This is a genomic window from Psychrobacter sp. SZ93C1 (assembly GCF_015864635.1).
In the GTDB taxonomy this organism is placed as follows: domain Bacteria; phylum Pseudomonadota; class Gammaproteobacteria; order Pseudomonadales; family Moraxellaceae; genus Psychrobacter; species Psychrobacter fozii.
Map to the genome: position 1 here is coordinate 48,667 of NZ_JADYWY010000011.1, position 26,246 is coordinate 74,912.

General features: G+C 43.0%; 21 protein-coding genes. 9 read left to right on the forward strand and 12 right to left on the reverse strand.

Translation table 11 applies throughout. The annotated features are described in order from the left end of the window. Positions 1-126 precede the first annotated feature (126 nt). Entirely contained in the window at positions 127-2,286 is a 2,160-nt protein-coding gene (fadB, locus tag I6E83_RS13170) for a fatty acid oxidation complex subunit alpha FadB (RefSeq protein WP_197102513.1), read from the reverse strand. An 855-nt stretch (positions 2,287-3,141) separates the two neighbouring features. Between fadB and I6E83_RS13175 the strand changes: the two genes are divergently transcribed. The 3 genes from I6E83_RS13175 to I6E83_RS13185 all read left to right on the forward strand — a co-directional run bounded on the left by I6E83_RS13175 (position 3,142) and on the right by I6E83_RS13185 (position 6,356). Beyond that, positions 3,142-4,191 (forward strand): polyprenyl synthetase family protein, encoded by a 1,050-nt coding sequence (locus tag I6E83_RS13175; protein ID WP_197102514.1) that lies wholly within the window; start codon positions 3,142-3,144, stop codon positions 4,189-4,191. A 69-nt stretch (positions 4,192-4,260) separates the two neighbouring features. Beyond that, positions 4,261-5,079 (forward strand): DUF72 domain-containing protein, encoded by an 819-nt coding sequence (locus I6E83_RS13180; protein ID WP_197102515.1) that lies wholly within the window; start codon positions 4,261-4,263, stop codon positions 5,077-5,079. A gap of 107 nt (positions 5,080-5,186) precedes the next feature. After that, positions 5,187-6,356 (forward strand): metal-dependent hydrolase, encoded by a 1,170-nt coding sequence (locus I6E83_RS13185; RefSeq protein WP_197102516.1) that lies wholly within the window; start codon positions 5,187-5,189, stop codon positions 6,354-6,356. A 305-nt stretch (positions 6,357-6,661) separates the two neighbouring features. On the opposite strand, the gene putP is transcribed toward I6E83_RS13185, so the two are convergent. Beyond that, positions 6,662-8,119, reverse strand: coding sequence for a sodium/proline symporter PutP (gene putP / locus I6E83_RS13190; protein ID WP_197102517.1), 1,458 nt, complete (start codon positions 8,117-8,119; stop codon positions 6,662-6,664). Between the two features lie 28 nt (positions 8,120-8,147). Further along, the gene (locus tag I6E83_RS13195) at positions 8,148-8,534 is read right to left on the reverse strand and encodes an ectoine synthase (protein ID WP_197102518.1); all 387 of its coding nucleotides are present in this window, start codon (positions 8,532-8,534) and stop codon (positions 8,148-8,150) included. Positions 8,535-8,658: 124 nt separating this feature from the next. On the opposite strand from I6E83_RS13195, the gene I6E83_RS13200 reads away from it, so the two are divergent. Together I6E83_RS13200 and I6E83_RS13205 are read left to right on the forward strand one after the other, a co-directional pair. Next, entirely contained in the window at positions 8,659-9,522 is an 864-nt protein-coding gene (locus I6E83_RS13200; protein WP_197102520.1) for a LysR family transcriptional regulator, read from the forward strand. 705 nt (positions 9,523-10,227) lie between these two features. After that, a complete protein-coding gene (locus I6E83_RS13205) occupies positions 10,228-10,968 on the forward strand; it encodes an SDR family oxidoreductase (RefSeq protein WP_197102522.1) in 741 nt (246 codons plus the stop codon). Between the two features lie 138 nt (positions 10,969-11,106). Here the strand turns inward: I6E83_RS13205 and I6E83_RS13210 are convergent, their stop codons facing one another. Further along, positions 11,107-11,736, reverse strand: coding sequence for a superoxide dismutase (locus tag I6E83_RS13210; RefSeq protein ID WP_197102524.1), 630 nt, complete (start codon positions 11,734-11,736; stop codon positions 11,107-11,109). A gap of 539 nt (positions 11,737-12,275) precedes the next feature. Here I6E83_RS13210 and rdgB point away from each other — a divergent pair. Together rdgB and tig are read left to right on the forward strand one after the other, a co-directional pair. Beyond that, entirely contained in the window at positions 12,276-12,938 is a 663-nt protein-coding gene (rdgB, locus tag I6E83_RS13215) for an RdgB/HAM1 family non-canonical purine NTP pyrophosphatase (RefSeq protein ID WP_227680953.1), read from the forward strand. A gap of 395 nt (positions 12,939-13,333) precedes the next feature. Then, a complete protein-coding gene (tig, locus tag I6E83_RS13220; protein ID WP_194198232.1) occupies positions 13,334-14,677 on the forward strand; it encodes a trigger factor in 1,344 nt (447 codons plus the stop codon). Positions 14,678-14,936: 259 nt separating this feature from the next. Here the strand turns inward: tig and I6E83_RS13225 are convergent, their stop codons facing one another. The 7 genes from I6E83_RS13225 to I6E83_RS13255 form a co-directional block, all read right to left on the reverse strand. Then, the gene (locus I6E83_RS13225) at positions 14,937-15,692 is read right to left on the reverse strand and encodes a HupE/UreJ family protein (RefSeq protein WP_197102526.1); all 756 of its coding nucleotides are present in this window, start codon (positions 15,690-15,692) and stop codon (positions 14,937-14,939) included. 71 nt (positions 15,693-15,763) lie between these two features. Continuing rightward, positions 15,764-16,453, reverse strand: coding sequence for an urease accessory protein UreG (ureG, locus tag I6E83_RS13230; protein ID WP_197102528.1), 690 nt, complete (start codon positions 16,451-16,453; stop codon positions 15,764-15,766). Positions 16,454-16,510: 57 nt separating this feature from the next. Beyond that, positions 16,511-17,284, reverse strand: coding sequence for an urease accessory protein UreF (locus I6E83_RS13235; RefSeq protein WP_197102530.1), 774 nt, complete (start codon positions 17,282-17,284; stop codon positions 16,511-16,513). Then, the gene (gene ureE / locus I6E83_RS13240; protein ID WP_197102572.1) at positions 17,284-17,910 is read right to left on the reverse strand and encodes an urease accessory protein UreE; all 627 of its coding nucleotides are present in this window, start codon (positions 17,908-17,910) and stop codon (positions 17,284-17,286) included. The genes I6E83_RS13235 and ureE overlap by 1 nt, the downstream gene beginning before the upstream one ends. Positions 17,911-18,017: 107 nt before the next feature. Continuing rightward, complete coding sequence (ureC, locus tag I6E83_RS13245; RefSeq protein ID WP_197102532.1) at positions 18,018-20,219, reverse strand: urease subunit alpha; 2,202 nt, start codon at positions 20,217-20,219, stop codon at positions 18,018-18,020. A gap of 150 nt (positions 20,220-20,369) precedes the next feature. Next, the gene (gene ureA, locus I6E83_RS13250; protein WP_057761815.1) at positions 20,370-20,672 is read right to left on the reverse strand and encodes an urease subunit gamma; all 303 of its coding nucleotides are present in this window, start codon (positions 20,670-20,672) and stop codon (positions 20,370-20,372) included. A gap of 140 nt (positions 20,673-20,812) precedes the next feature. Further along, the gene (locus tag I6E83_RS13255; protein WP_197102534.1) at positions 20,813-21,904 is read right to left on the reverse strand and encodes an urease accessory protein UreD; all 1,092 of its coding nucleotides are present in this window, start codon (positions 21,902-21,904) and stop codon (positions 20,813-20,815) included. Positions 21,905-22,693: 789 nt separating this feature from the next. Between I6E83_RS13255 and clpP the strand changes: the two genes are divergently transcribed. After that, positions 22,694-23,380: an ATP-dependent Clp endopeptidase proteolytic subunit ClpP gene (gene clpP, locus I6E83_RS13260; protein WP_370463046.1), complete on the forward strand. Its 687-nt coding sequence runs from the start codon at positions 22,694-22,696 to the stop codon at positions 23,378-23,380. A 110-nt stretch (positions 23,381-23,490) separates the two neighbouring features. Then, on the forward strand, positions 23,491-24,765 hold the full coding sequence (gene clpX / locus I6E83_RS13265; RefSeq protein ID WP_194198226.1) for an ATP-dependent protease ATP-binding subunit ClpX: 1,275 nt from the start codon (positions 23,491-23,493) through the stop codon (positions 24,763-24,765). A 215-nt stretch (positions 24,766-24,980) separates the two neighbouring features. Here clpX and I6E83_RS13270 read toward each other — a convergent pair whose 3' ends face one another. Continuing rightward, positions 24,981-26,075, reverse strand: a complete 1,095-nt coding sequence (locus I6E83_RS13270) for a PTS transporter subunit IIC (RefSeq protein ID WP_197102536.1) — start codon at positions 26,073-26,075, stop codon at positions 24,981-24,983. Positions 26,076-26,246: the final 171 nt, after the last annotated feature.

The following is a 26,246-nucleotide window of genomic DNA, read 5'->3' on the forward strand; positions in this document are numbered from 1 at the left end:
CTTGGTACTAGTATTGAATTGAACCAACTATAATCGTACGTTCACTATTGGAGACGATTCATGTCTCAATTGCTTTCATGCAAAAATAGCAAACGTACGGCACTTCATCCTAGTAGTGACTGCCTATTACGCTGTTGCGTAAAAGGTCTCGCCTGCGGCTGCCATGTCGCGAATCTTTTGCGGGGCTTCATAAGCTTTGCCTAGATATGCGTATTTTTCACACAATGCCAAGTAGTTCTCTAGACCCATTTGGTCGACATAACGGCAAGGGCCACCACGGAATGGTGGGAAACCTACGCCCATAATCATCGCCATGTCAGCTTCAGCAGGCGTGCTCACGATGTTGTCTTCTAAGCAACGCACTGTTTCATTACAGAATGCAATCATGGTGCGATCAATGATTGCTTGATCGTCAAACGTCTGCGTTTCGCTATCAGTCGTGGTTTTTAGTAGCTCATAAGTGGCTTCGTCAGCGACTTTCTTTGGCTTGCCGCGTTTGTCCATTTCATACTTATAGAAACCAACACCGTTTTTCTGACCTAGGCGTTTGTTTTCATATAAAAGCTCAATAGCACCTTTATAATCAGGCTTCATGCGATCAGGGAAACCTTCTGCCATGACTTCTGCGCCATGAACACCAGTATCTAGACCGACGACGTCGATTAGATATGCAGGACCCATTGGCCAGCCGAATTTTTCCATAACTTTATCAACATGAGCAAAGTCAGCACCTTGTTTAAGTAGCAAGTCAAACGCGCCAAAGTATGGGAACAGAACACGGTTAACTAAGAAACCTGGGCAGTCATTTACAACTACTGGCACTTTACCCATTTTAGTTGCAAGAGCAACGGTAGTCGCAACGGCTTCTTCAGATGATTTCTCACCGCGGATAACTTCAACCAATGGCATACGATGTACTGGGTTGAAGAAATGCATACCAACGAAGTTTTCTGGACGTTCAAGCGCTTCTGCTAGGAACGTAATAGAGATGGTTGAGGTGTTTGACGCTAGGATACAATCGTCTTTAACCAAGCCTTCTACTTCTTTTAGAACCGCACGCTTCACGTTTGGATTTTCGACTACCGCTTCGATAACGATATCAGTTTCAGCAAAGTCGCCATAGTTAAGCGTTGGACGGATACGGCTTAAGGTTTCGCCCATTTTTGCTGGGGTCATTTTGCCGCGATCGACCATTTTACCAAGTAACTTGCTGGCTTCACCCATACCAAGGTCTAATTGCTCAGACTTGATGTCTTTCATGATGATTGGCAAGCCTTTGCTGGCTGCTTGATAGGCAATACCGCCACCCATGATACCAGCGCCTAGTACAGCGGCTTCATTGATTTCATGTGCTTTTTTGCTGTGTTGCTTCGCTAACTTCTTAACCAACTGATCGTTTAAGAATAGACCAACCAAGCTCTCTGCTTGTGGGGTTTTAGCCGCTTTTGCAAAACCAGCGGCTTCTACTTCGATTGCTTTGTCACGTGGTAAATTAACGTGCTTCTCAATCGCTGCGATTGCTAGCGCTGGTGCTGGGTACTGCTTAGGATTGGCTTTGGCAAAGATCATACCTTTGGCACTGTTGAATGCCATGGCTTGCTCAAGCTGATTTAGCTTAACAGGAACCAGTTTTTCTTCACGTTTTGCTTTCCAATCAAGCTCACCTGAGATACATTTTTTGACCAAGTCAATTGCCGCATCTTGCAAGTCATCAGCAGGAACCGTTGCATCAACCAAGCCTAGCTTTAGTGCTGCTAGTGCTTTTTTAGGAGCGCCAGTCGCGATAAGCTCAAGTGCATTGTCGATACCAATGATACGCGTACTACGAACCGTACCACCAAAACCTGGGAAGATGCCCAATTGGGTTTCTGGTAGACCGATAATCGCTTTATCGCTCATGACACGATATTCACAAACCAAGGTCATCTCACAACCGCCGCCCATTGCAGCACCATTAATGGCAGCTACTTTTGGAAACGGCAGGTCTTCAAAACGATTGAAAGCGTCATTGACATGAACGACCCAATCTTTGATCTCGCTTTCTGACTTCTTGAAAGAACCCACGAATTCTGTGATGTCAGCACCAGCGATAAACACGCCTTTGGCTGAAGTAACGATAAGACCTTTTACGTCGTCCGCTTTTTCTAGCGCACTAACTGCTTCACCAAACTGCTTATTGGTCTCAGCATCAAATTTGTTCACGCTCTCATTTTCGGCGTTGTACTGCATATTGGCGATGCCATCCTCTAGCATTGTCACCGTGATGCGATTTCCTTGGTATACCATGTGGAACTCCTTTCTATTGTAATAAAAACGATGTAATAAAATTTATGACTTATAAAGTTTATAACTTATAAAGCTACTTTTTAGACTGTAAAAAATAGCCGGTTATTGTTAGTAAAGTAAGTAATAGCACTGATTGGTCTGTATTCTCATCATGACAGACAAAAATAACGTCATCATGACAAACAACATGGCAGATTAACCAGTGAAGATGTCTTTATTATCTAGCGCTTATCATTATGTATTTATGGCTATATTGTTTCTTTAACACAAATAAATACGGCGCTTCATTTATATAATTTCTTTCAAGGTGCTACTGCTGCAAGTATTGATGTTATAAATACTGACTGTGATTTGGTTTTATATGAGTTATCCACTTAGTTTAGATACAGGTATAAAACCCATGTTTTCATCATCAGACTATCTCTACGCCAATTAGTGTAGGGGATTATGCCCCTTACTGTCACAAGCTAATACCATACTCGCAAGTCACTCTTAAATCACCTGTAAGCATTTACCTTATGCGCAAAGTGCTTTAGTAAATGATTGTATACTCAAATCAAGCGTGGCACTGTCAGGCTTTGAGTAAATATTGTCTTGCAGCGCATAAATAATAGCAGCAACCATCAAACATACGCCTTTATCACAACACATTCAATCCATCAGTGAAATCAATGATACGTAACGAGAGATTGTTAGAATATTATGGTCGCGAAAAACAGTCGCGAAAAACAATCGATTGATACTTTGTCACACACAAGCCATACGCTCTATCATGCTACACTAATGTCGTTTTACCTTATCCTTAATAATTTTTACTGCATTCCTATAAACTGTATCCCTATAAATGGTTGGACTATGACTGTTTCTTCTACGCTAAACCCTACTCCTTTTGGCTTTATATCGTTTGATAATAATGAACAATTTCATAGCATGGTACGCGAGCAATTGGCACAAGATATCGACGTGCTGTTTGCTTATGCCAAGCTCCCTAGCCCACTAGCCGATGCCTGCCGTTATGTCATGACAGGTCAAGGTAAATTGGTACGTCCACTGCTGGTCGCCAGTGCTTTTGTCAATGTGAATGATCACAGTAATAAGAATGTTAATAAAGACACTGCAGTCAGCGATGACTTAGCGTCACTATTAGAAAATGACGCTGACTATGATATGGCGCGCCGTGCCGCATTGGCGGTGGAGCTGCTGCATACCTATTCGTTGGTGCATGATGATTTGCCGTGTATGGACGATGATGAGCTGCGTCGTGGCCAGCCGACGGCTCATATCGCCTTTGATGAAGCGACAGCACTGCTGGCAGGGGATGTGCTACAAACGCTCGCCTTTGAAGTATTGACCGCAGAGATGCCAACTTTTGCGCCATTTGATGCCGCCATCGCAAGTCAGCTATTGGCAATATTTGCACCGCGTGCCAGACGCATGGTGTCGGGTCAAATGCTAGACCTCAATGCAGAAGCCAGTGCCAGTATCGTGCAGGGTGATTTAGAAGCCATCCACCGAGATAAGACAGGCGCATTGATTGAAGCAGCGATGCTCATGGGCGGTGTCTGTGCTGGTGCAACGGCTCCGCAGCGCATGGCACTACAAGAGTGCGCCCAACATATCGGTCTGGCCTTTCAAGTTCAAGACGATGTGCTAGACGTCACGATGACGACTGATACGCTTGGTAAGCCTGCGGGTAGCGATGAAAAATTAGACAAGTCTACCTATGTAAAATTCATGGGCGTGGATAAGGCGACTGACTATGCGCAGTCGCTGTTTAATGACGGACGCGCAGCCATTTCTCATGAACTAAATAGTCGTGAGCTTAGCGACAATAAAGATAACATTGGCACAAATAATGATGCGCTACTGGCACTGATTGAATGGCTCTGGTCGCGTAAAAAGTAGCTGGCGAATAATAGGCGATAGAAGATATCGTAGCAAATTTTATCACCCAAACGGCAGTGAGTGGTCAACATGGACAGTAACCTTACCCCGCGTATTTATCTTGGCACTGGTGGCTATAGCGATACCGATCTACTCGGTACGCTGTATCCCACTGGCACTAAAAAAACGGACTTTTTACGTGAGTACGCCAAGCAATATGGCGCAGTGGAGATCAACAGCAGCTTCTATGCGCCTATTGGACAAAAGGCCTTTGCTGGTATGGTTGATAAAGCTTATGTACAAGCCGACAGCGAGTTAAAGTTCGCCGTTAAGCTGCATCAAGACTTTACTCATGCACGCAAAGGCACAAGCGAGCATGCACAAGCATTTCTAAACGCCTTATCTCCACTTATCGAAGCAAATGCTTTAGCACCTTTATTACTACAGTTCCCACACGGCTTTGATCGTACTCGCGAGCATCGTCTCTATCTGGCAGAGCTTGTCAGTTGGTTTCAAGACTACCCACTCACCATTGAGTTTCGTCATAACGCTTGGCACACGCCGCAAGTGGTCGATAGCTTTCGGCAGCAAGGTCTCATTTGGTGCAGCGTTGATTACCCAAAGGTGAATGGCATACCACCATCACGATTGATATTTACCGAACGCACTGGCTATCTGCGCATGCATGGTAATAACCTAAACTGGTGGGATGCGATGAGCGCGGCTGACCGTCATGATTATCGTTATAACGAGGCGGAGATGCAGGACTGGGCGCAAGCGATTGCCAATCAGCGTCAGCATTTTGATACGCTCTATATCTTCTTTCAAAACACTGTCAATGCGCATGCTTTTTATAATATTGCGATGCTACGTGAGGCATTATCCGCTCACCATTTTGAGGTTTTTTGAACCAGAAATTGCCTTGTGCGATAGTCAATCATTGCTCATACCTAAATAAGAAAGCAAATAAGCAATCAAATAAGCAATCAAATAAAAAACCACACAAGTAGATAACCATGGATTCACTCAGTCAGATTGTTTTAGGCGCTAGTGTACAAGGTGCGGTACTGGGTAAATACCAAGGACGCAAAGCCTATCTATACGGGGCCATGCTGGGCACTTTGCCCGATTTGGATGTCTTAATAAATTATCCTGATCCCATCAGCAATATGACGTATCACCGTGGTTTTAGTCATTCGCTAATTGTCCTGACGGCAGTCGGCATCGTGGGTGCGTGGTTAATCAGTCGCTATCATGCGTGGCGCAACATGCCACTACCTTACTCTACAACGCGCTTGGCAACGGCCATGACGCTGGCGCTCACGACCCACCCAATTTTAGACAGCTTCACGGTCTATGGCACGCAATTACTGTGGCCGCTACAAGAGTCTTTATCGCTGACGCCTTTTAGTATTGCCTCGATGTTTATCATCGATCCGCTATATACGTTGCCATTGCTCATCGCCATGATTATAGGGCTGACAAAAGGCAGCAAGCTTAGTACTTTTAAAACAGGCTTATTAACCCATTGCCAACGGCTTGCTATTTGGATGCTGGTGATCAGTAGTGGTTATTTGATGCTCTCGTTAGGTCTAAAATATTACGCGCAAGACAAAGCTGAGCAAACGTTAGCAGCTGCCAAAATAGACAATATAGCCCGTATCAAAACTATGCCTGTGCTACCTACTATCCTGATGTGGCGTACGGTCGCTGAAGACGATCAAAATAGATTGATTGAAATGCGCGGTAGCATTTTAGACAGTCGCTTACCTGAGTATCGCTATCTGACGCAGTATGATAATTCGCAGACGCTACGTGCAAACTTACCAATAGCGAGCCAGCCCTATGCACACAGGCTGGATTGGTTCTCTGGTGATTGGACAGGCTACCGAACTCAAACGATGCTTGATGACGCTGTTGAACCGAACAAACAAGACGTCCAGCTGGTCGTTGATGACCTGCGTATGATGGCAGGCGACACTGCGTTCTTTAGTTTTGTATTGGCAAATAAAATAAGACAAGCGTCGCCATGGCAATCTGTTACGCCTATAGACGCACCCATTATCAAAGTTGATGGTGAACCTGAAGTATCGCGTATTGAATTGGTGAAGCAAGGATTTGTGAGAGTGTTTGATGAGTCGGTCGTGGATAACGATGGTGGTTGGGTTTTGGTTGATGAGGATTAGTGCTGATCTTAAAATGTGCTAATAAGTCTCGCTTTGATAGTATGCGCGTTGATCCAAGCTGGGATCATGTAGGCGCTGAATCATTAAGTGTATACCGTAACGGTGAGCTAGTAGATATAGCTTTAGATAGCGGCCGTTACCGTGACTATATACGTGGTACTACATTATCATCGTACGATTACCAATTATGTCTAATTGAAAATGCATGTTATAACATCATTACGGTGTCATTTAATTAAGTAAATCACTACTCCTAAAATGACTTTAAGCCCAGCAATGCTGGACTTTTTTTATAAAGTTAACGCTTAACTAAGTTGTTGGTGTTTAGCACGATAGTTAGAAAACAATGTTATAAGAACTATAGTGATACTAGCCCCGATAAAACCAGGAACAACTCCAAACATATCGAATATACCTCCCTCTAATACTTCCCAAATTAGTGATGTTACTGCACCTATGATCATGCCCCATATCGCCGCTTGGCATGTCATAGACCGCCAAAACAAGCTAAATATAATAACAGGGCCGAATGCTGCGCCAAATCCACCCCAAGCAAAAGCGACCATACTCAACAGAGTTTTATCTGCCTTATTAAAAGCTAAGGCAAGACCTATTAAAGTAACGATTAATAGACCCATGCGTGCAACTAAAATAACTTCTTTATCATTCGCATTTTTCCGAAAGTAGGTTTTATATAAATCTTCAGAAATGGTTGTAGAGCAAATAAGCAATTGCGAATCTATAGTACTCATTATGGCCGCTAATATACCTGCGATGATGATTCCAGCAACAAATGGATGATAAAAGGCTTGGGCTAGTGCAATAAATACAGTTTCAGGGTCGCTAAGCTCACTTCCAAAATAGGCAGCGCCGAATACTCCTACTACTACAGCTGAAATCATTGTAATTGTAGACCATACTATGGCTATCTTTCGTGAAATTGCTACATCCTCTAAAGACCTAACACTCATAAACCTAACAAGCACATGGGGCTGACCTACATAACCAATACACCAGCCACTAAAAGAAATCAGTCCAAATAGCCAGCCATCACTGGGTTCTAGCGCTTTAAATGTTAGTTTACTTAATACTTGCGATAACTCTGGGCTCATTTGTGGTGTGTTAAATATAAAAAATAAACAAAGAGCGGTAATGAGTAGAGACAGAGACATCATTAGCCCTTGAAAAAAATCAGTCCAGCATACTGCTAAGTAACCTCCCATAAAGGTATATGAAACGATAACAATCGCACCAATGAATAAAGCGACGTGATAATCTATATTAAAGACTCTTTCAAACAGCACAGCTCCACCACTTAGTCCTGCGCCTACATACAATGTAAAAAAGACGAGCATGACTAATGAAGCTATTAGCTGTAAAGTTTTTGAGTCCGTTTTAAAAGTTTTTGTGTCCGTTTTAAACCGATTTTTAAGGTATTCAGGAATTGTTTGTGAATCATCTAATTCCTCAGTGGCAACACGTAGCTTGGGTGCTACGAGTTTCCAGTTGAGGTAGACACCCATAAGTGTAAATACAACGATCCAAATAGCAGAAAGGCCAGTGGTAAATAATGCTCCAGGAAGCCCCATTAAAGCCCATCCACTTAAATCGGAAGCACCAGAGCTTATAGCTGCAACACTGGGCGGTAAGTCTCGAGATCCTAAAATATAATCTGAGGAAGTACTGGTTTTACGGTAAAAGTAATAGCCAATACCTAACATAGCAAGCAGATATATAGCAAAAGTGCTGTATGTGTAATTCATAGGTGTCCGCCCCTTTTTTGCTATTTAGTTAGTAGCTTGATGATCCATCTGCAGATAGTGAGTGCTTCTCTGTACCTGTGAGTGGCGGATTAAATACTGAAACCAAAATAAGATCCTGCTCTTCATCAGCTCTCAAAAAATGTTTGTCATGCTTGTCTAAAACATAAATAACACCTTCACTAATTCTATGGATATTACCTTTCATGTCTTCAATTTCTCCTTGTCCAGCAATGCAATAACATGCCTCTAGATGGTTTTTATATTCAAGTACAGATTCAGATCCTTTATTAACTTTGGTATGGCAAACTGTGAATCCCATACCATCTGTTTCAGTCAAAAGGCGATGGCTGGTTCCATTTCCCCAATGAACAAAAAAATCAGTGTTTTCAATATCTTTAAGCGCTTTAGTAAACATTTTTCTTACTCCGTTGATGTAACTATTTAATTTCCTTTAGGTTAATCATCTGTTAAGTTACTAACAAGTCAGAAAAAATTCGCCTATTGTTAGAAAAACTAACATCTAAAATTAAGGTTCTAAAATGAAATTGCCACTTACTGCTATCTACTATTTTGACTCTGTGGCTAGAAACCTCAGCTATACAAAGGCTGCACAGGAGTTGTGTATAACTCATTCGGCAGTCATAGCACAGGTAAAAAAATTAGAAGATTGGCTGGAAGTTGCTCTAGTTAAAAGAAAAAATAACACGCTTGTTTTAACTGAAAAGGGGTTGTGGTTGGCTGCCTCACTTGATAAATCAATGGTAAATATCCGAAATTCAGTTTCAGCTATAAGGCAAAATAATACGATAACAATTAAAACCATACCGTCTTTAGCCTCTGACTTTCTACTGCCTCACTTAAATGATTTAAAAAGTGCATTTCCAACGATTAATTTCAATATTAACTATGTTGGCTATGAAGAAACCTTTGTTGATTTAGTATTAGACTTTTGCGATAGAGAACTTGAAGAAGACGAAGAGCTATTATTTTATGGTGAAACAATTCCTGTTTGTGGTGAGGGGTATAAAAAATTAATTGGCGAATTTAATATTGAAAAAGCGAATAAATATGAATACCTTCACGACTGTGATTCACAAGCATGGAATAATTGGTTTAACATTTATACAGAGCAGTCTCGCGATTTAGCACATTTAGATAAAAGCTCTATTTTTGGTGATTTTAATTTAATGCGTACAGCCGCAATCAATAATAGTGGTATTGCTCTCTGCCCTAAGAGCTTGATAAAAAATGATTTAAAGTCAAATAAGTTAATTCAGTTATCTGATAAAGGTGGCAACTTAGCAAGGAAGCACTTCATTAAGGCAGTAAACCCTGATAACCCAAGGATTGACAGGGTAAAAGAATTTTTAATTAAGCTCGCCTTAACTAATGAATATGCTTAGAAATATTATTAATCGGTTATTTAAAGTAAGGCGTGTACTAAATTAAGCCACATAACTCTTATTTATTCGTATAATTTTTAGAATACTAACCAACTTGAACTTTGGTTAATATATTTACTAAAGTGTTGAAATAAAAATTTATTTAACTCTGTTATTCTTTAGCTAAAAATAGCTGCTTGAGATAGCTTTCTTATCCAGATTTCTGGCTAATCTATTTTTTATACGAGTATGTTTTAAGCCAGTGCTCGACAATCTGCTTGCATGAAGCAAACCAAACCTGCTCGTGTGAGCTGGTGTATTTTAAAAACCGTGCTAGTACTTTGATTCGCCCGGGGCGGCCAATTAAGCGGCAATGCAGACCTATCGACATCATTTTTGGTGTGTTTTCACCTAGTAGATAGCCTTCTTCGTATAGCGTATCAAACGCGTTTTTTAAATAATTATAAAAAAAAGGACACCTCACCGTGTCCTTGTCTCATCCAAACCCTCAATAGCTAAAGAATACTTTTCAACGCCCACCTCTTAACCTTTATGCTTTGCATCTGCGTAGACACAATGGATAAGCTTATCCTAAAATAAATATACGTAACCGCTCTACTTATTGTCTTTGCACACTGGTAATGTCTGTATCGTTAATTAAAAATCATCAGTCAAAATGCAATATAAGCACTCTGATATTTACCCACCATAATAGAGAGAATAATAATGACAACACTAAATAATAAAGTCGCGATTGTAACCGGTTCATCAAAAGGTATCGGTGCACAGATAGCCATATTGCTAGCATCAGCAGGGGCTAAAACCGTTATCAATTACGCAAATGATGACGCAGCAGCCAATGATATCGTCAACCAAATTAAATCGGCAGGCGGTGAAGCTATCGCCGTGCAAGCCGATGTCAGTAATGCCAAGCAAGTCGAAGCGATGTTTGATGCAACCATCGATGCGTTTGGTAAGCCAGATATCTTGGTAAATAGCGCAGGCGTGATTATTTGCAAGCCTATCGCAGAGACGACCGATGAAGACTTTGACCGTATATTCTCTATCAATGTAAAAGGCACGTTTAATACATTGCGTGAGGCAGCAACTAAACTTAATGATGGTGGTCGTATCGTCAATCTCTCAAGCACGACTACTCGCATGATGCTGCCCACTTATGGCACCTATTGCGCGACCAAAGGTGCGGTAGATCAGCTGACCAGAATCTTCTCTAAAGAAGTTGGCACGCGAGGAATTACAGTTAATGCAGTGTCACCCGGCCCTACCGATACCGAGCTGTTCCATGAAGGTAAAGCAGATGACACGGTAGAAAGCCTCGCTAGCATGTCACCGTTCAACCGTATCGGTGAGCCAGTCGATATCGCCCGTGTGGTGGCATTTTTGGTGAGTGAAGAAGCCGCTTGGGTCACAGGGCAAAATATCGGTGCTAACGGCGGTATCGCGTAATAACGTAATAGCGCTGCTCTATCAAAGATATATGTTAATCAGATATCAAAATAGAAAGCTATATAGAAAAACTATCACATAAAAAAAGGACACCTCGCGGTGTCCTTTTTTATCAATCAAATACTTAGTGGTTAAAGATTACTCTTCAACGCCAGCATCTTGACCTTTATATTTTGCGTTTGCGTAGTCCCAGTTCACTAGCTTGTCTAGGAACGTGTCTACATAGTCAGGACGACGGTTACGGTAATCAACATAGTACGCATGTTCCCACACATCACAAGTCAATACAGCGATTTGGTCATGTGCAAGTGGGGTATCAGCGTTAGCAGTTTTAGCGATAGACAGTTTGCCACCGACTTTATCAGCGACTAACCATGCCCAACCTGAACCGAACTGAGTCAATGCTGCGTTTTTGAACTCTTCACGGAACTTGTCATAGCTACCGAAATCTTCTTCGATTTTCGCTTTTAGATCGCCAGTAGGTTCGCCGCCACCATTCGCTGGCGTCATGCAGTTCCAGTAGAACGTGTGGTTCCATACTTGGGCTGCTTGATTGAACATACCTTGTTTGCTGTCATCGTTAGCAGTTGCTAGGATGATTTCTGGCAAAGTTTTGTCTTCTAGACCAGAACCTGGTAGCAACTCGTTAAGCTTGGTCACGTATGCATTATGATGCTTGTCGTGATGAAACTCTAGCGTCTCGGCACTGATATGTGGCTCTAGTGCGTCTTTTGCATATGGTAGTTCTGGCAATGTAATGTTTGACATAGTTATTTTATCCTTGCTGTTTAGCCGTTAGTTTATAAAACTGATTATAGAAACTGAATTTTACGCTATTTTTACACCGCAAAAAACACTATAAAATAGCGGACTAAATTGGCTGAGTTTATTGTTTGAAACGAATATTATTGCTTGATACACGGTACTGCTCAATACAATATCACGTATTATTATGAATCCAAAATGAACCTAGCGGTTACTGCTTGCTATTATTCTTTGCTTAAAAGCCAAGTGTTTGACTTCATAAGCATTTATTAATTAAATATTCAAAAGTTACAGGATATAACTCGCTGTAGCTTGACGAGTATTATAGCAACAATGACCAAAAGTATCAGTTACCAAATGTTATAGACCGTACAATCAGTATAGCCATTGGCTATGTATTAGCCGATAGCCCAAGCTACCTCACAGACATCAATGACTACTGCAAATATGACGGTTAGCTAGATTTATAGCCATAGTAAAAGACACTAAAAATAAAAGCTAGATTAAACAGACTACACATAACCACTTAATGGAAAGACACTATGACCAACACAAGCACCATCGACACTCCCCTACACGCGACACAATCAGCACCAAGTACCCAATGGGTGCTCGCCAGTAATAATAAAGGCAAGTTGGCTGAGTTCAAACGGTTATTCGCTGAGGCAAATCTAGAGGTGACCATCATCCCGCAAGGTCAGCTCGATATCGAAGATGCGATAGAAGATGGGCTAAGCTTCGTCGAAAATGCCATTATCAAAGCCCGTCATGCCAGTCGTATCAGCGGACTGCCTGCTATCGCTGATGACTCGGGACTGTGTGTGCCTGCACTCGGTAACGCACCGGGCATCTATTCTGCTCGCTATGCTGGTGAGCATGGTAACGATAGTAAAAATAATACCAAGCTCATCGCTGACTTGCAGCCTATTCGTACTGAGCACGCGAGCGAGCCTATTAAAGGGTTATTTGTTTGCGTACTGGCGATGGTACGTCATGCTGACGATCCATTGCCGATTATCGCTCAAGGATTGTGGCATGGCGAGATTTCAGAGACAGCGCATGGCGATGGTGGTTTTGGTTATGACCCATTGTTTTGGTTACCTGACTTGCAAGCCAGTGCAGCTAGCTTGAGCGCTGCTGATAAAAACAGCATCAGTCATCGCGGTCAGGCTATTCAGCAGCTATTGGCGCAGCTGCCTTTATAAGTGTTCCTATAAAGGCAAGCAACATAAGGAAACATGACACCAAACAGATAATTTTTACTTTAATAATCAGATAGATTATACTATTCTACTTTTAAAAATTTTGTCGAAAACCGTTATATGTCTGTATAATTCACCAAAAAGCGTTATTATGCGGTGCATTAACGGTTTATTATTGATATTTGATAGCATTTACAACCTCAGCTGTTTTATATTTTGTGCTGGCAGCGATTGCTACTGACACTGATATGGACGTTGCGGGTTATCATTATCCCCTATTTATTCCAACGGCAATCCGTTGTACACGCCCGTATTTTGAGGCTCGGTTTGTCTATTACCATTTAATCCTAAGTACTGCTTAATTTTAAGTACTATCTAATCCTAAAGGTGTAATTAACATGGCTACAGATTTACAAGTCACAACCAACAAGCTATCTAACAAAGAAACCCAATTGACAGTTAAAGTACCTGTCGAAAAAATTCAAAACAAAGTCGAAGGCCGTATTCGCCAAGTTGCGAAAACTGCCAAGATTGACGGTTTCCGTAAAGGTAACGTCCCTATGTCACACATCCGCTCTCAGTACGGTGCTGGCATTCAACAAGAAGTTATCAACGATGTGATCCGTGATACCGTTTTTGAAGCGATCAAATCTGAAGACATCCGCGCTGTTGGCATGCCTAACATCGACGACGTAAAACTTGAAGATGACTTCTTGGTTTATCAAGCGACTGTTGAAATCTTCCCAGAAGTAGACGTGCAAGGTATCGATGAAATCGAAGTTGAGCGTCATACTGCCAAGGTTGATGAAGCTGACGTTGACACCATGATCGAAAACCTACAAAAGCAACGTGAAGAATTCGTTGAGAAAAAAGGCATGGCTGCGAAAGACAACCAAGTGACTTTTGACTTTGAAGGTTCTATCGACGGCGAAAAATTCGAAGGCGGCTCTGCTGAAGACTTCAAACTAGTTATCGGTAGCAACCAAATGATTCCTGGCTTTGAAGCGGGTATCAAAGGCATGAAAGCTGGCGAAGAAAAAATCATCGAAGTGACTTTCCCAGAAGATTACCAAGCTGAAAACTTAGCGGGTAAAGAAGCTCAGTTCAAAATCAACGTAAAACTGGTTGAAAAATCTAAGCTACCTGAAATCGACGATGCGTTTCTTGAGCTATTCGGCGTAAAAGAAGGCGGCGTTGAAAAATTAAAAGACGACGTACGTAAAAACATGGAACGCGAAATCAAAAACGCTGCGCGTAGCCAAGTTAAGCAAGCGACTTTTGATGCATTGCTAGAAAAGAATGAGTTTGACGTACCAAACGCTATGCTAGAGCAAGAAATCGAGCGTCAACGCAACATGATGATGCAACGTTTTTCTCAGCAGTTCGGTGCCAATGCTGATAGCTTCGATAAAGACATGCTACCAAATGAGCTATTTGAAGAGCAAGCGCTACGTGCTGCCCGTCTTGGCATCATCGTTGCCCGTGTTATCGATACCAAAGGCTTAGAAGTAGATCAAGCACGCGTTGAGACGTTCATCAAAGAAGCGGCTGAAAACTACGAAGATCCAGCAGAAGTGATCGAGTACTACACCACTGATAAGCAACAGCGCGCTAACATTGAGTCTGTTGTACTAGAAGACCAAGTGGTTGACTATCTAATCGAGCAAGGTAAAGTAACTGACAAAGAAGTTAGCTACCAAGACTTGCTAGCTGCTCAGCAACAACAGCAGCAAGCCATGTAGTCTAGACTGAGCGCTATCTGTTTTAATTAGATAGCGCTCACGTTTTTGGCTCATAAAAATACGGCCCCGATCATCGATTGGGGCCGTATTTTTATGGGTAAATATAATGAACTCAGTGAATAGCTAAATCATGTAATAGAAACTGATACTCTATAGTTGATTCAATTTAAAAGAGATACAAGGCAACCGAGTGCAGATGTATATGTGATACCTCAAGCGAGGTTAACGCTGTAGCTCTTTTATAGAGGATTGACTATATTTAGGTTAAAACAGGAATGAACACTACCCCTAAACCTAGCATAACCAACCCACGTTGGAACCAAAAGTGACCGCCGAGACGCTGTTGCAACTGCTGATTAATCACCATACCAACCGCATAGAGTCCTAACATAGACACCATCATACCAGCATAAAAACCTAACTGACCTGATACGCCGATCTGTGCTGGCAATTCCATCGCATGTGCCATACCGTGAAATACTGCCAAGCCGCCAAAAGTCATGCTCAGTAATGGTACGTAATTTGTATTTGGCGTGCTCGCTACTGATGTATTCAATGATGCAGCTTTTCCGCGCCATTGTCCCATTAACACAAATGCTAATACTGCAACTGACAATAGTATCGCCATCTCGACCATGCCAGCGGCCGAACCAAACGCAGCCCCACCTACCAACGCACCGACAGTCGCTAATACCGCTCCTAGTGATAGTCCTCCTGCCAATGACATCATACCCAAGCGCTGCTTTTGTAATCCATAAAACAACATACCCATACCGACTGCTAAAAACAAATGATCAAAGCCAGTCAGCGGATGCATCAGCCCTGCTTGCAACGTGCCTAACAGCGATGACGTGTGTGCAGTCGTTGTATGAATATGTCCTGCATGTGCCTGAGCCAATGACGGTAGCATCAATGAGGTCATCATCACCGTTGAGCCAGCCACTATGTTACGAGCGGATAGAGCCTGTGAAAAATGCGTTTTTATTGTTGTTATTCGATTGGTAGAGGCTGTCATGGGAGTGCTCCTTAATATTGATAATTTGGTTGTTCATAGCTTGTAGGTCATAGTTCGCGAGCTTCTATTAACTAAGCAAGCATGCCCTGCTCTTTGATAAAGGCGATAATCTCATTTAGCCCATCACCCGTTTTCATGTTGCTAAAGATAAAAGGTTTGTCACCGCGCATTTTTTTGGCATCTCTTGCCATGACTTCTAGTGAGGCACCTACCATAGGCGCAAGATCAGTCTTATTAATAATCAATAAGTCAGACTTGGTAATTCCCGGCCCACCTTTACGAGGTATCTTATCGCCTGCTGAAACATCAATAACGTATAGGGTCAAATCAGACAGCTCTGGGCTAAATGTCGCCGCCAAATTATCACCACCTGACTCGATGATAATCATCTCTAAATCTTCAAAGGTCGCTTGCAGCTCGGCAATAGCAGTCAGATTAATCGACGCATCTTCGCGGATTGCCGTATGCGGACAGCCACCTGTTTCTACGCCACGAATACGCTCAGCAGGCATGGCATCATTACGAGTCAAAAACTCTGAATCTTCTTTGGTATAGATATCATTGGTCACGACTGCCATGTTAACCGTGTCGCGCATGTTTTGGCACAAACGCAACGTCAATGCAGTCTTACCACTACCAACAGGCCCACCAATACCAAGGCGTAGGCACGATAATCCAGATGGCTGATTTTGGTGGTCGTTATCAGTCTGTAAGTTTGATATAGATTTAGAGTTTTGTGGTTTGAGAGGAGTTAGAGACATATTAAATTCCTAAAACAGTTTGTATATTAATAAGTATAAATAGAAATAAAGGTATAGTTATGAGCGAAACAACCGACTGTATTGCTCCTCATGCATGCTTGAGAGGATAGCCAAATTGGGCAAGTTATTCGATATATTGAGTATTTCATAGAAGTCTTGGCATAGTTGCTGACAGTCTTGCTCTTCAAGCGAATCTGACGATACCATTAATGTATCAAAAGCATGCTGTATGTTAGTGCTAACGGCATCCATCTGCGCCGCCAACTCACTCTGTAATTGCCACAGGATACGCTGACCTGCCATCTGTCCTAACGGTACTGTCTTGACCGCAGCCAATACCATGTTTTCTAGTTGGGCGAAGCCATACGTGGTCATTGACTGTGCCAATGGTAGCTGCCAGTGCTGTGCAATATGAGCAAAAAGTGGTAAGTATCCGTCTTCAGGTATCTCAGCAGGTATACCGAGGCTAAGTACTTCATTGAGCCAAGATACCATTGCTTGAGCCAGTTGCTGAGACTCAAGCACAAATTCTTTACTCTCTAAGCCAGCATGATAATCGTGTGCTAGATTTGCAGCTAGCGTGTCATTACCTTGACCAAGTGCGAGCATTATTAGCCCTAATATAGGCAGCTCGTAGCCGATAACAGCAAGCGCTAGATAGTCCTGCATGAATACAAGCGTGCTGGCTTCATCAGAGACCACGCCTGACTCAATCGCTGACTCAACACCTTGCGAATACGTATAGCTACCAATGGGTAAGTTGCTCGATGCCAGCATCAGCAGCTGTCCAAGTTGGTCCGGCTGAGTAGACTGTGCACTGGTATCAACCATCACTTTGGCTGCCCTACAGACTCATCATGATGGTTATGGTTATGGTTGTGAGCGTGACCATGCTTATGACTGTGTGAATGGCTATGCGAGTCACTACTTGAATCCGCATGCGCATGTGAGTGAGAATGGCTATGTGAATGCCCTTGCCCCGACTGATATGCCCCTGTTTCAGGTTCAAACGGTACCGAAGCATCTTCAACCCGCAATCCAAGACGCTCTAACATTTGCGCAAGCACATGGTCGTTTTCAAAATATAACGCGTAGCCTGCATCACCGTGGTCAACACTAAGGTCAAACATCAGTGGCACGTGCCGATTGCCTAAATGATATGCGCCTTTCATCAACGTAAAAACATCACCAGCGGTAACTTTAGTGACGACCTGAGGCTTGGCAATGACTTGAATCAACTCACCTGCCTCATTAATTAGCACGTCATTACCTTTAAGAGTACCTGTTCGAGGCAAGTCAACACCAACGCTCTCACCTGCAACCGTAGTGGCTTTAAATCGAGAATGCTGGCGAGTATCAAAATCTAAAAGTAGGTAGTCGTCAGTCTGATGCTGTTTTTCTAATTGTGTTTTTTGAGCGTCATTTGGGGCTTTTAAACGGGTATTAAATATCTTCATCATTATTATACTCTGGCTGTTGTTGCTCAAACTTTTAAGGCGTAAAACTCACAATATTTAGAATAATAAAACACTTGGAATAACAAAGTTTTTAGCATAAAAAGTGCTTAGAATAAAAAGTAACGCTGCGCCATAGGTAATACATCGACAGGCTCACAGGTTAGCATCTCGCCATCGGCACGTACTTCATAAGTCTCAGGATTGATGTCCATATCAGGGCAGTAACTATTGAAGCGCATGTCACTTTTACGGATATTACGAATACCATGTACTGGCTCGATAACTTTGGTCAATCCGAGCTGCTTATCCACTTGCTTGTCAATAGCCGCTTGCGACATAAAAGTAATGCTGGTTTGGGCAACCGATTTTGGATAAGTAGCAAACATAGGACGATAATGTACGGGCTGCGGGGTGGGAATAGAGGCATTAATATCGCCCATCGGCACAGCAGCGATGAGTCCACCTTTGATGATGCATTCAGGCTTTACCCCAAAAAATTTGGGCGACCATAACACCATATCGGCCCATTTTCCCACTTCGATAGAGCCAACCATATCGCTGATACCATGAGTAATCGCAGGATTGATCGTATATTTTGCGATATAACGTTTGATACGAAAATTATCATTATCTGCGCTTTGATCGTAGTCGGTCAGCGTGATGAACTGCTGTTCATCTTCTATGGTCGCTGTTGCATCAGGTGCAAGATGTCCGCGTTGCACTTTCATTTTATGCGCAGTCTGCCACGTACGAATAACCACTTCACCTACCCGCCCCATGGCTTGCGAGTCACTACTCATCATCGAAATCGCGCCCAAATCATGCAAGATATCTTCTGCAGCGATGGTCTCTTGGCGAATACGACTTTCAGCAAAAGCGACATCTTCAGCGATAGCAGGGCTCAAATGATGACAAACCATGAGCATATCAAGATGCTCATCAATAGTATTAACGGTATATGGGCGCGTTGGATTGGTAGATGACGGCAAAACATGTGACTCGCCAATGGCTTTAAGAATATCAGGAGCATGGCCACCGCCCGCGCCTTCAGTATGAAAAGTATGGATACAGCGATTCTTAAAAGCTGCTAGCGTACTTTCGAGATAACCACTTTCGTTTAAGGTATCGGTATGGATCGCCACTTGCACATCATACTCTTCAGCAACACTCAAACAGTTATCAATGGCTTGCGGGGTTGTGCCCCAATCTTCATGTAGCTTTAGCCCTACAGCACCCGCTTCGATTTGTTCAGCAATGGGAGCTGGTACACTCACATTTCCTTTGCCCAGTAATCCGATATTCATGGGAATACTATCGGTAGACTTTAGCATTGAAGCAATATGATACGCCCCTGGTGTACAAGTAGTGGCGAGCGTACCTTGTGCGGGTCCTGTACCACCGCCAAGCATTGTGGTCACGCCTGACATAAGTGCTGTCTCACACTGCTGTGGTGCAATAAAATGAATATGGCTATCGACACCGCCTGCTGTCAGGATTTTGCCTTCGCCAGCTATAATCTCAGTTGCACCGCCAATCGCAATATCGATGGCAGGCTGGATATCAGGGTTGCCCGCTTTGCCAATGCCGCTAATTCGACCATCCTTAATGCCGATATCTGCTTTGTAGATGCCCGTATAATCCATGACCAACGCATTGGTAATGACCGTATCGGCAACGTCAGCACCCAATAACTGCCCTTGCCCCATACCATCACGGATGACTTTACCGCCACCAAATTTAACTTCTTCGCCTTTTATCTCAATAGGTTTGCTAGCACGTGCACCACCCTCTAGTACCGCTACTTGATCGTTATCGGTACTCAATTGGCTCGTTAAATCAGCCTCAACCTGTAACCATAATTCGGTGTCGGCTAGGCGAACCTTGTCACCTGTTGTCGGACCAAAATGCTCAGCATAAATATGCCGACTGACCCTTTTCTGCGAGGTAACTGGCGGGTTTTCAGCATCTGACTTATCTGATGCTGTATCTGATGCTGCGTCTGAGCTAGTGCCACCCATCACACGCCCTGCAAAGCCATATACTTCCTGCTTGCCAGCATAAGCGACCAGTTCCACTTCACGTGACTGCCCCGGCTCAAATCGTACTGCTGTACCGGGGATGATATTTAGGCGATAACCACGAGTCTTTTCTCTCTCAAAACTCAAGGCATCATTAACCTCATAGAAGTGATAATGTGAGCCGATTTGAATAGGTCGATCGCCCGTATTGGCGACACTGATGCGTTGTACCTGCCGTCCTTGGTTTAAGATGATATCGCCATCTTGGATATGGTATTCGCCTGCTTGCATAAGAGTCGCCTTATTTTATAATTATCAGTTTAATAAGATAGTCGATTCAATTTAAAAGTAGTACAAGGCAACCGAGCGTAGATGTATATCTAATACTTCAAGCGAGGGTAACGCAGTAATAATTTTATAGAGGAATGACTATATGCCGTGCTACACGATGGGATTATGTACCGTAACCAGCTTGGTGCCATCAGGGAACGTCGCCTCGATTTGCACTTCATCTACCATCTCCGCCACACCTTCCATCACATCATCAGCTGACAAATAGGTAGCGCCTTCACTCATTAATTCGGCCACTCTTTTGCCATCTCTTGCACCTTCCATCAGTAGCATGCTGATATAAGCGATGGCTTCGGGATAGTTCAGTTTTACACCTCGGTTTTTGCGGCGTTCAGCCACCATGCCAGCCGTGAATAGCATGAGCTTGTCTTTTTCTGTCGGGGTCAAATGCATGGAGCTTCCTTATTGTATTTATAATGTTCTGTGTCGCAGAGTAGCGTACTTCAAACGTTTAGTGCCTTAGTCAAAATAGCGATTGTGTCTTTTTTTAGCAGATTAATGTCATAACAAATTAAGTAGTATCTAATCAAAAATCACGTGTCCCAAATCCGTGGACGACATGGCTCAAGTTGCCACCAGTGCTCACGTAAGACTTCTCTCAGCTGATAAAACGCCTCAAAACAGCCTCGCACATCTGAGCCAATATAGCGGATATTAATCGCTTGATAATTATGGGTGCAATAGACAGGTAGATCCGCTTCGGCGATTGCTTGCCGCAAAGTCATTATCGTACTGTCCAAATAACGGGTTAATGCTTGCTTGGTCGTCGCTTGCGCAGTCGCGGTTGATTTTTCTATTTTTGATGTCAGGGCCATTGGATTTTTGTATACGTCATTTAAGTTCGGCACAGCCCAAAACGACCCATAGATATGCTGACCTGCCAGCCCTAAATGTGACGTAAACCATCGGCTTTGTGCCGATTGCGCCACACGTTCGGCCACGATGACTTTACCTTCTCGGTAGATATTCAGCCCTGTATGGTAATACCCTTGCAAAAACTGCTCATCATAGGCCTGCCGCCCAAAGACACTAATCTCCCATGTCAGTAAGCTAGATGAGTCCGTTAAATCAAAACGACTCGTCGCATGCATGTTGGCTTCGTTATAAATAATACTCTCTTGCGGCAGCCATTCTAGGCGAGCATTTGTGTCTAATGTGGCGTATACCTTTTGGCTAGCGTATTCAGCCATGTCGTTTGGTACGATTCTGATTTGGTCATTATCATCACTATGCACACGATCCTGATCCACTGACATTGTTTTATCATAAGCGCTCTGCATAGGCGACTGTCGATACGAGGTTTTGCTTTTTTGGCTGACACTGTCTTTGCCATACCATTTACCCGCCCCTGGTGTCGTAATGACAGCATGACTATCGTTATCTAAACGCAGGTTTATGGTCAGCGTATCACCACCTGCGATACCCGCTGGAGGATATAGCATCAATATATGACAAATACCCTGCTGCACACGCGGCTCAGGGTATAAAGGGCGCTGTACCATCAAAGCGCCAGTATGCTTACGATGATAAAGCCGAGTTTTTGACTCAGCTGTGGCTATACCTTTGATAGTATTCGTACGTTTTACAGTGTCAAAATCTAACGCTAAAGAAGAGGCCCAGCTCATTTTATATACTCATCTACTAATTAGGGCGTGTTGAATATCAAATATAACACACGATTGTGATGCTAAGAGGTCGAGCATTAAGCCGATCGTACAAAACCCGGTGGTATAGTCATTCCACTATAAAAGAGAAAGCAACGATGCCAACAGTCAAAATGCCAAAAGCTTATGCAGCTGGCTACATCCAGCAACGACGTCACTCCATATATACAATCATTATGCCAACTTACTGACACTGGCTATCAGAGTAAGCTATCCATACTATGCAAATTAATGATATTGCTTGATTTTTTATCACTGAACTTTTTAGTCATATCGGCCACCTCGTTTTCACGACGCATCAAATAGATATCAACTATTTTTATTTTCTTAGCATGCGCTAATTTGCACCAAAATTGTACAATTTGCTATCACAAATGCACCATTTTTTATCATCATATTTCTTTTTAATGTAGCACCATATTCATAAATAATGAGTCACCTGTACTCCATACAGAGGTAGCCTGTCTGCTATCTTTATGGAGGGTTTATAGGCAAGCCCCTTGATAAATGTATACAAACACCTTATTAATAGGGAGTCATTTATTATTTTTCACATTAAAAAGTTACTATTGCCACGATAAAAAAGTTACCATTAGCTCAATTATTTTTAGCGACATCTAGATCGTAGCATTGCATCTAGTTAGTGTTAACAACAAGCGGTAGTATTTATCATGATAAGCACCCATAAAATCTTAACCGTTCGCTAATTCCAATCCCTTTATTTTATGTACTTATAAACAGGACATCTTTATGACAGATTATGATCGCATCACTGCCAACCCGCATTTTGATATGCTGATGAGTGCGCACAATGACATGCAATATACCCAAAGTGCACCTCAAGCTGCATTAGTGCCTATGGTGGTTGAACAATCATCACGCGGTGAACGCTCGTTTGATATTTTTTCACGTCTATTACGTGAGCGCGTTATCTTTTTGACTGGTCAAGTCGAAGACAATATGGCCAATCTCATCGTCGCACAGTTACTATTCTTAGAAGCTGAAAACCCTGACAAAGATATCCATCTATATATCAACTCACCAGGCGGTTCAGTGAGTGCTGGTTTGGCTATCTTTGACACGATGAATTTCATCAAGCCTGAAGTATCAACCATCTGTATGGGCGGTGCTTACAGCATGGGTTCATTCTTGTTGGCAGCTGGCCAAAAAGGTAAGCGTTATTCACTTGCCAATGCTCGCGTCATGATTCATCAGCCTTCAGGTGGCGCGCAAGGTCAAGCCACTGATATCGAAATTAATGCTCGTGAAATCTTGAAAACTCGTGCACGTTTGAACAAGATATTGGCTGAGCGTACTGGTCAACCAGTAGAGAAAATCGAAAAAGATGTTGAGCGTGATTATTGGTTGGATGCAGACGAAGCAAAAGAATACGGTTTGGTTGACGAAGTATTAGAGCGCCGCCCTACTTCTTTATAATTAGCATATAACAGCCTTGATAAGCATCAACTGCCTGAGCGCGATGCATTTTGGCATTGATGCAAACAATCAAAATATTTGTAAGTTTTAAAATTTTAGGAGCGCCTTTTATGGCAGAAGACAATACCCCGCAGTGCTCGTTTTGTGGCAAAGCCAAAAGCGATGTGCAGCAGCTGATTGCCGCTGATGATGCCAATATCTGTAATGAATGCATTGAGCTATGTACCGATCTAATCGCTGACAGTGCCGAAGACGGCGATGATGACAGCGAAATCGATACCTCTTGGGTCAATAAAAAGCTACCAACGCCAAAAGAGCTGCGTGCCAAACTTGATGAATATGTCATCGGTCAAGACGCTGCCAAAAAAGCATTGGCCGTTGCCGTTTATAACCATTATAAACGCCTAAAAGTTAGCCAAACATTGGCCAATGACAGCAAAAAATCTAAGATCGGCGCTGATGATGCGATGGTTGAACTGGCGAAAAGTAACATCTTGCTTATAGGCCCAACAGGCTCAGGTAAGACATTACTGGCGCAAACGTTAGCGCGCCTGCTAGATGTGCCATTTGCGATGGCTGATGCCACGACGTTGACTGAAGCAGGTTATGTCGGCGAAGACGTTGAAAACATCGTGCAAAAGCTGCTACAAGCATCTGACTATGATGTGGCCAAAGCTGAGCAAGGTATCATCTATATCGATGAGATCGACAAAATCAGCAAAAAAGGCGACAATCCATCGATTACTCGTGATGTGTCAGGCGAAGGCGTACAGCAAGCATTGCTAAAGCTTATCGAAGGCACCGTGGCTGCTATTCCGCCGCATGGTGGTCGCAAGCATCCACAACAAGAGCTGATTCAAGTCGACACCAGCAACATCCTTATCATCGTTGGTGGTGCATTTGCTGGTCTTGATGCTGTTATTCAGCAACGTACTGAAAAAGGCGGGATTGGTTTCAACGCCGATGTCAGCTCAAAAGACGATAGCCGTCGCAGCTCAGATTTGCTACAGCAAGTTGAGCCAGAAGATTTGATCAAGTTTGGTCTTATCCCTGAGCTGATTGGTCGTCTGCCTGTACTTGCTGCCTTACAAGAGCTGGATGAGGAAGCATTGGTACAAATCCTGACTGAACCTAAGAACGCACTGGTAAAACAGTACAAGTACTTGTTCGATATGGAAGGTGCTGAGATTAACTTTACGCAAGAAGCACTTGATGCCATCGCCAAAAAAGCCATGGAGCGTAAAACGGGTGCCCGTGGTCTGCGTTCTATCGTAGAGAATGCATTGCTTGAAACCATGTATGAGCTGCCTTCTATGGAAAACGCTAAGACCGTCATGGTTGATGCAGATGTCATCAATGAAGGTAAAACGCCTGAAATATCTTAATGTATGGTATCGTTCAGTTAATATCGCTAGTTATACTTAATTAGCTATTAATACAAAAAAGCGTCTGGCAAATTCTGCTAGACGCTTTTTTTATGTTTACTACAACGCAATATACTTCGAAATGAGGGTCGCATTTATCAAACTTAATCAGTAGCGGCTCTAATCACATTTCTAAACGGTTTTAACGTGGCTAATCTTAACTTCTAAAAATACCATTACGGCAGTTTCATATCGCCATCTAACAACCAACCCATACAGCGCATCATGTAAGCAACCATGCCGGCAATCACCGCAGGCAATACAAACATCAATAAAACAATCGCTGTCCACAGCTGACCCGTACTCATGATTTCTTGTGATGCTTCAATGACGCCAAACACGCCGACTAAACCAGCAGTGCCCATACCTGCCCCTGTAGCAGTACAGGCAAGCCCGAACCCGACGGTTGCGATAGGGCCAACGATAGCACTGGCGATAACGGCTGGCAGTAGAATCAATGGCTTTTTTAGCACATTGGGGATTTGCAACATACTAGTGCCCAACCCCTGAGATATCACACCACTTACACCGTTGTCTTTGAAACTGGCAACCGCAAAGCCAATCATATGTGCTGCACAGCCAACTACTGCCGCACCGCCAGCCACACCGCCCAGCCCAATAGCAATACAAATAGCTGCACTTGAAGTGGGCATGGTCAGCAAGATACCGACCACGACTGCGATGACAACACCCATTAATAGAGGCTGCAACTCAGTGGCTGCTTGAATACCTTGACCAATAGCCGCGACAGCAGCAACGATAGGTGGATTCAGTAGCGCACAAACGGCTAATGCGACGGCACAGACCAATAAAGGAATTAACAAAATATCCAACTTAGTCTTGCCAGCGACCCAAGTACCAGCACGATAAGCAAATACAGAGGTCAAATATGCTCCTATCGGATTACCAGGCAATGCCACAAATGTCGCAGGCCCGCCTGCTTGCGGGGTAAAAAGCGTACCTGCCATCAAAGCTTCAGAATGTGCGCCTAGCATACCTGCTACCAAGCAACTTAGCATGACAAGCGTTGGTGCTTTTAGGTAGTAGGCAATGCCTACGCCGATACCCGCCCCCATCAATATTGATGCTAGCTTACCGACGGCAACTAATGCAGGCAAATCTAACCAGCCACCAATTTGTGAAATGATAAGACCCGCTATCAATGTGACAAAGAGACCTAGAGCCATACCAGTAAAAGCATCGATAAAATACTTCTGAAAAAAATATTTGATGGCGCCAGTAGATGCAGGTGTTGAGTCAGATACAGTCATAGCCATACTCGTTGAGGAAGTAATGATAAGATATAATAAAACCACAAAGTAAAATAGCGTTACTAAAAATAAGAGACAAAAAAAGCGTCATTACGACGCTTTTTTTATAAATAAACCATTAAAACTAGGGCGTGTCCTCATTTTAAAAATGGTGATAAAAACGAGATAAAT

What these genes read in the sequence shown, in the direction of transcription:
- I6E83_RS13210 (WP_197102524.1), bottom strand. Translation starts at nt 11,736, where the DNA reads ATGTCAAACATTACATTGCCAGAACTACCATATGCAAAAGACGCACTA.
- putP (WP_197102517.1), bottom strand. Translation starts at nt 8,119, where the DNA reads ATGAATTACACATACAGCACTTTTGCTATATATCTGCTTGCTATGTTA.
- ureE (WP_197102572.1), bottom strand. Translation starts at nt 17,910, where the DNA reads ATGAAGATATTTAATACCCGTTTAAAAGCCCCAAATGACGCTCAAAAA.
- clpP (WP_370463046.1), top strand. Translation starts at nt 22,694, where the DNA reads ATGACAGATTATGATCGCATCACTGCCAACCCGCATTTTGATATGCTG.
- clpX (WP_194198226.1), top strand. Translation starts at nt 23,491, where the DNA reads ATGGCAGAAGACAATACCCCGCAGTGCTCGTTTTGTGGCAAAGCCAAA.
- I6E83_RS13205 (WP_197102522.1), top strand. Translation starts at nt 10,228, where the DNA reads ATGACAACACTAAATAATAAAGTCGCGATTGTAACCGGTTCATCAAAA.
- ureG (WP_197102528.1), bottom strand. Translation starts at nt 16,453, where the DNA reads ATGTCTCTAACTCCTCTCAAACCACAAAACTCTAAATCTATATCAAAC.
- I6E83_RS13185 (WP_197102516.1), top strand. Translation starts at nt 5,187, where the DNA reads ATGGATTCACTCAGTCAGATTGTTTTAGGCGCTAGTGTACAAGGTGCG.
- tig (WP_194198232.1), top strand. Translation starts at nt 13,334, where the DNA reads ATGGCTACAGATTTACAAGTCACAACCAACAAGCTATCTAACAAAGAA.
- I6E83_RS13195 (WP_197102518.1), bottom strand. Translation starts at nt 8,534, where the DNA reads ATGTTTACTAAAGCGCTTAAAGATATTGAAAACACTGATTTTTTTGTT.
- I6E83_RS13270 (WP_197102536.1), bottom strand. Translation starts at nt 26,075, where the DNA reads ATGACTGTATCTGACTCAACACCTGCATCTACTGGCGCCATCAAATAT.
- I6E83_RS13175 (WP_197102514.1), top strand. Translation starts at nt 3,142, where the DNA reads ATGACTGTTTCTTCTACGCTAAACCCTACTCCTTTTGGCTTTATATCG.
- fadB (WP_197102513.1), bottom strand. Translation starts at nt 2,286, where the DNA reads ATGGTATACCAAGGAAATCGCATCACGGTGACAATGCTAGAGGATGGC.
- I6E83_RS13180 (WP_197102515.1), top strand. Translation starts at nt 4,261, where the DNA reads ATGGACAGTAACCTTACCCCGCGTATTTATCTTGGCACTGGTGGCTAT.
- I6E83_RS13255 (WP_197102534.1), bottom strand. Translation starts at nt 21,904, where the DNA reads ATGAGCTGGGCCTCTTCTTTAGCGTTAGATTTTGACACTGTAAAACGT.
- ureC (WP_197102532.1), bottom strand. Translation starts at nt 20,219, where the DNA reads ATGCAAGCAGGCGAATACCATATCCAAGATGGCGATATCATCTTAAAC.
- I6E83_RS13225 (WP_197102526.1), bottom strand. Translation starts at nt 15,692, where the DNA reads ATGACAGCCTCTACCAATCGAATAACAACAATAAAAACGCATTTTTCA.
- rdgB (WP_227680953.1), top strand. Translation starts at nt 12,276, where the DNA reads ATGACCAACACAAGCACCATCGACACTCCCCTACACGCGACACAATCA.
- ureA (WP_057761815.1), bottom strand. Translation starts at nt 20,672, where the DNA reads ATGCATTTGACCCCGACAGAAAAAGACAAGCTCATGCTATTCACGGCT.
- I6E83_RS13200 (WP_197102520.1), top strand. Translation starts at nt 8,659, where the DNA reads ATGAAATTGCCACTTACTGCTATCTACTATTTTGACTCTGTGGCTAGA.
- I6E83_RS13235 (WP_197102530.1), bottom strand. Translation starts at nt 17,284, where the DNA reads ATGGTTGATACCAGTGCACAGTCTACTCAGCCGGACCAACTTGGACAG.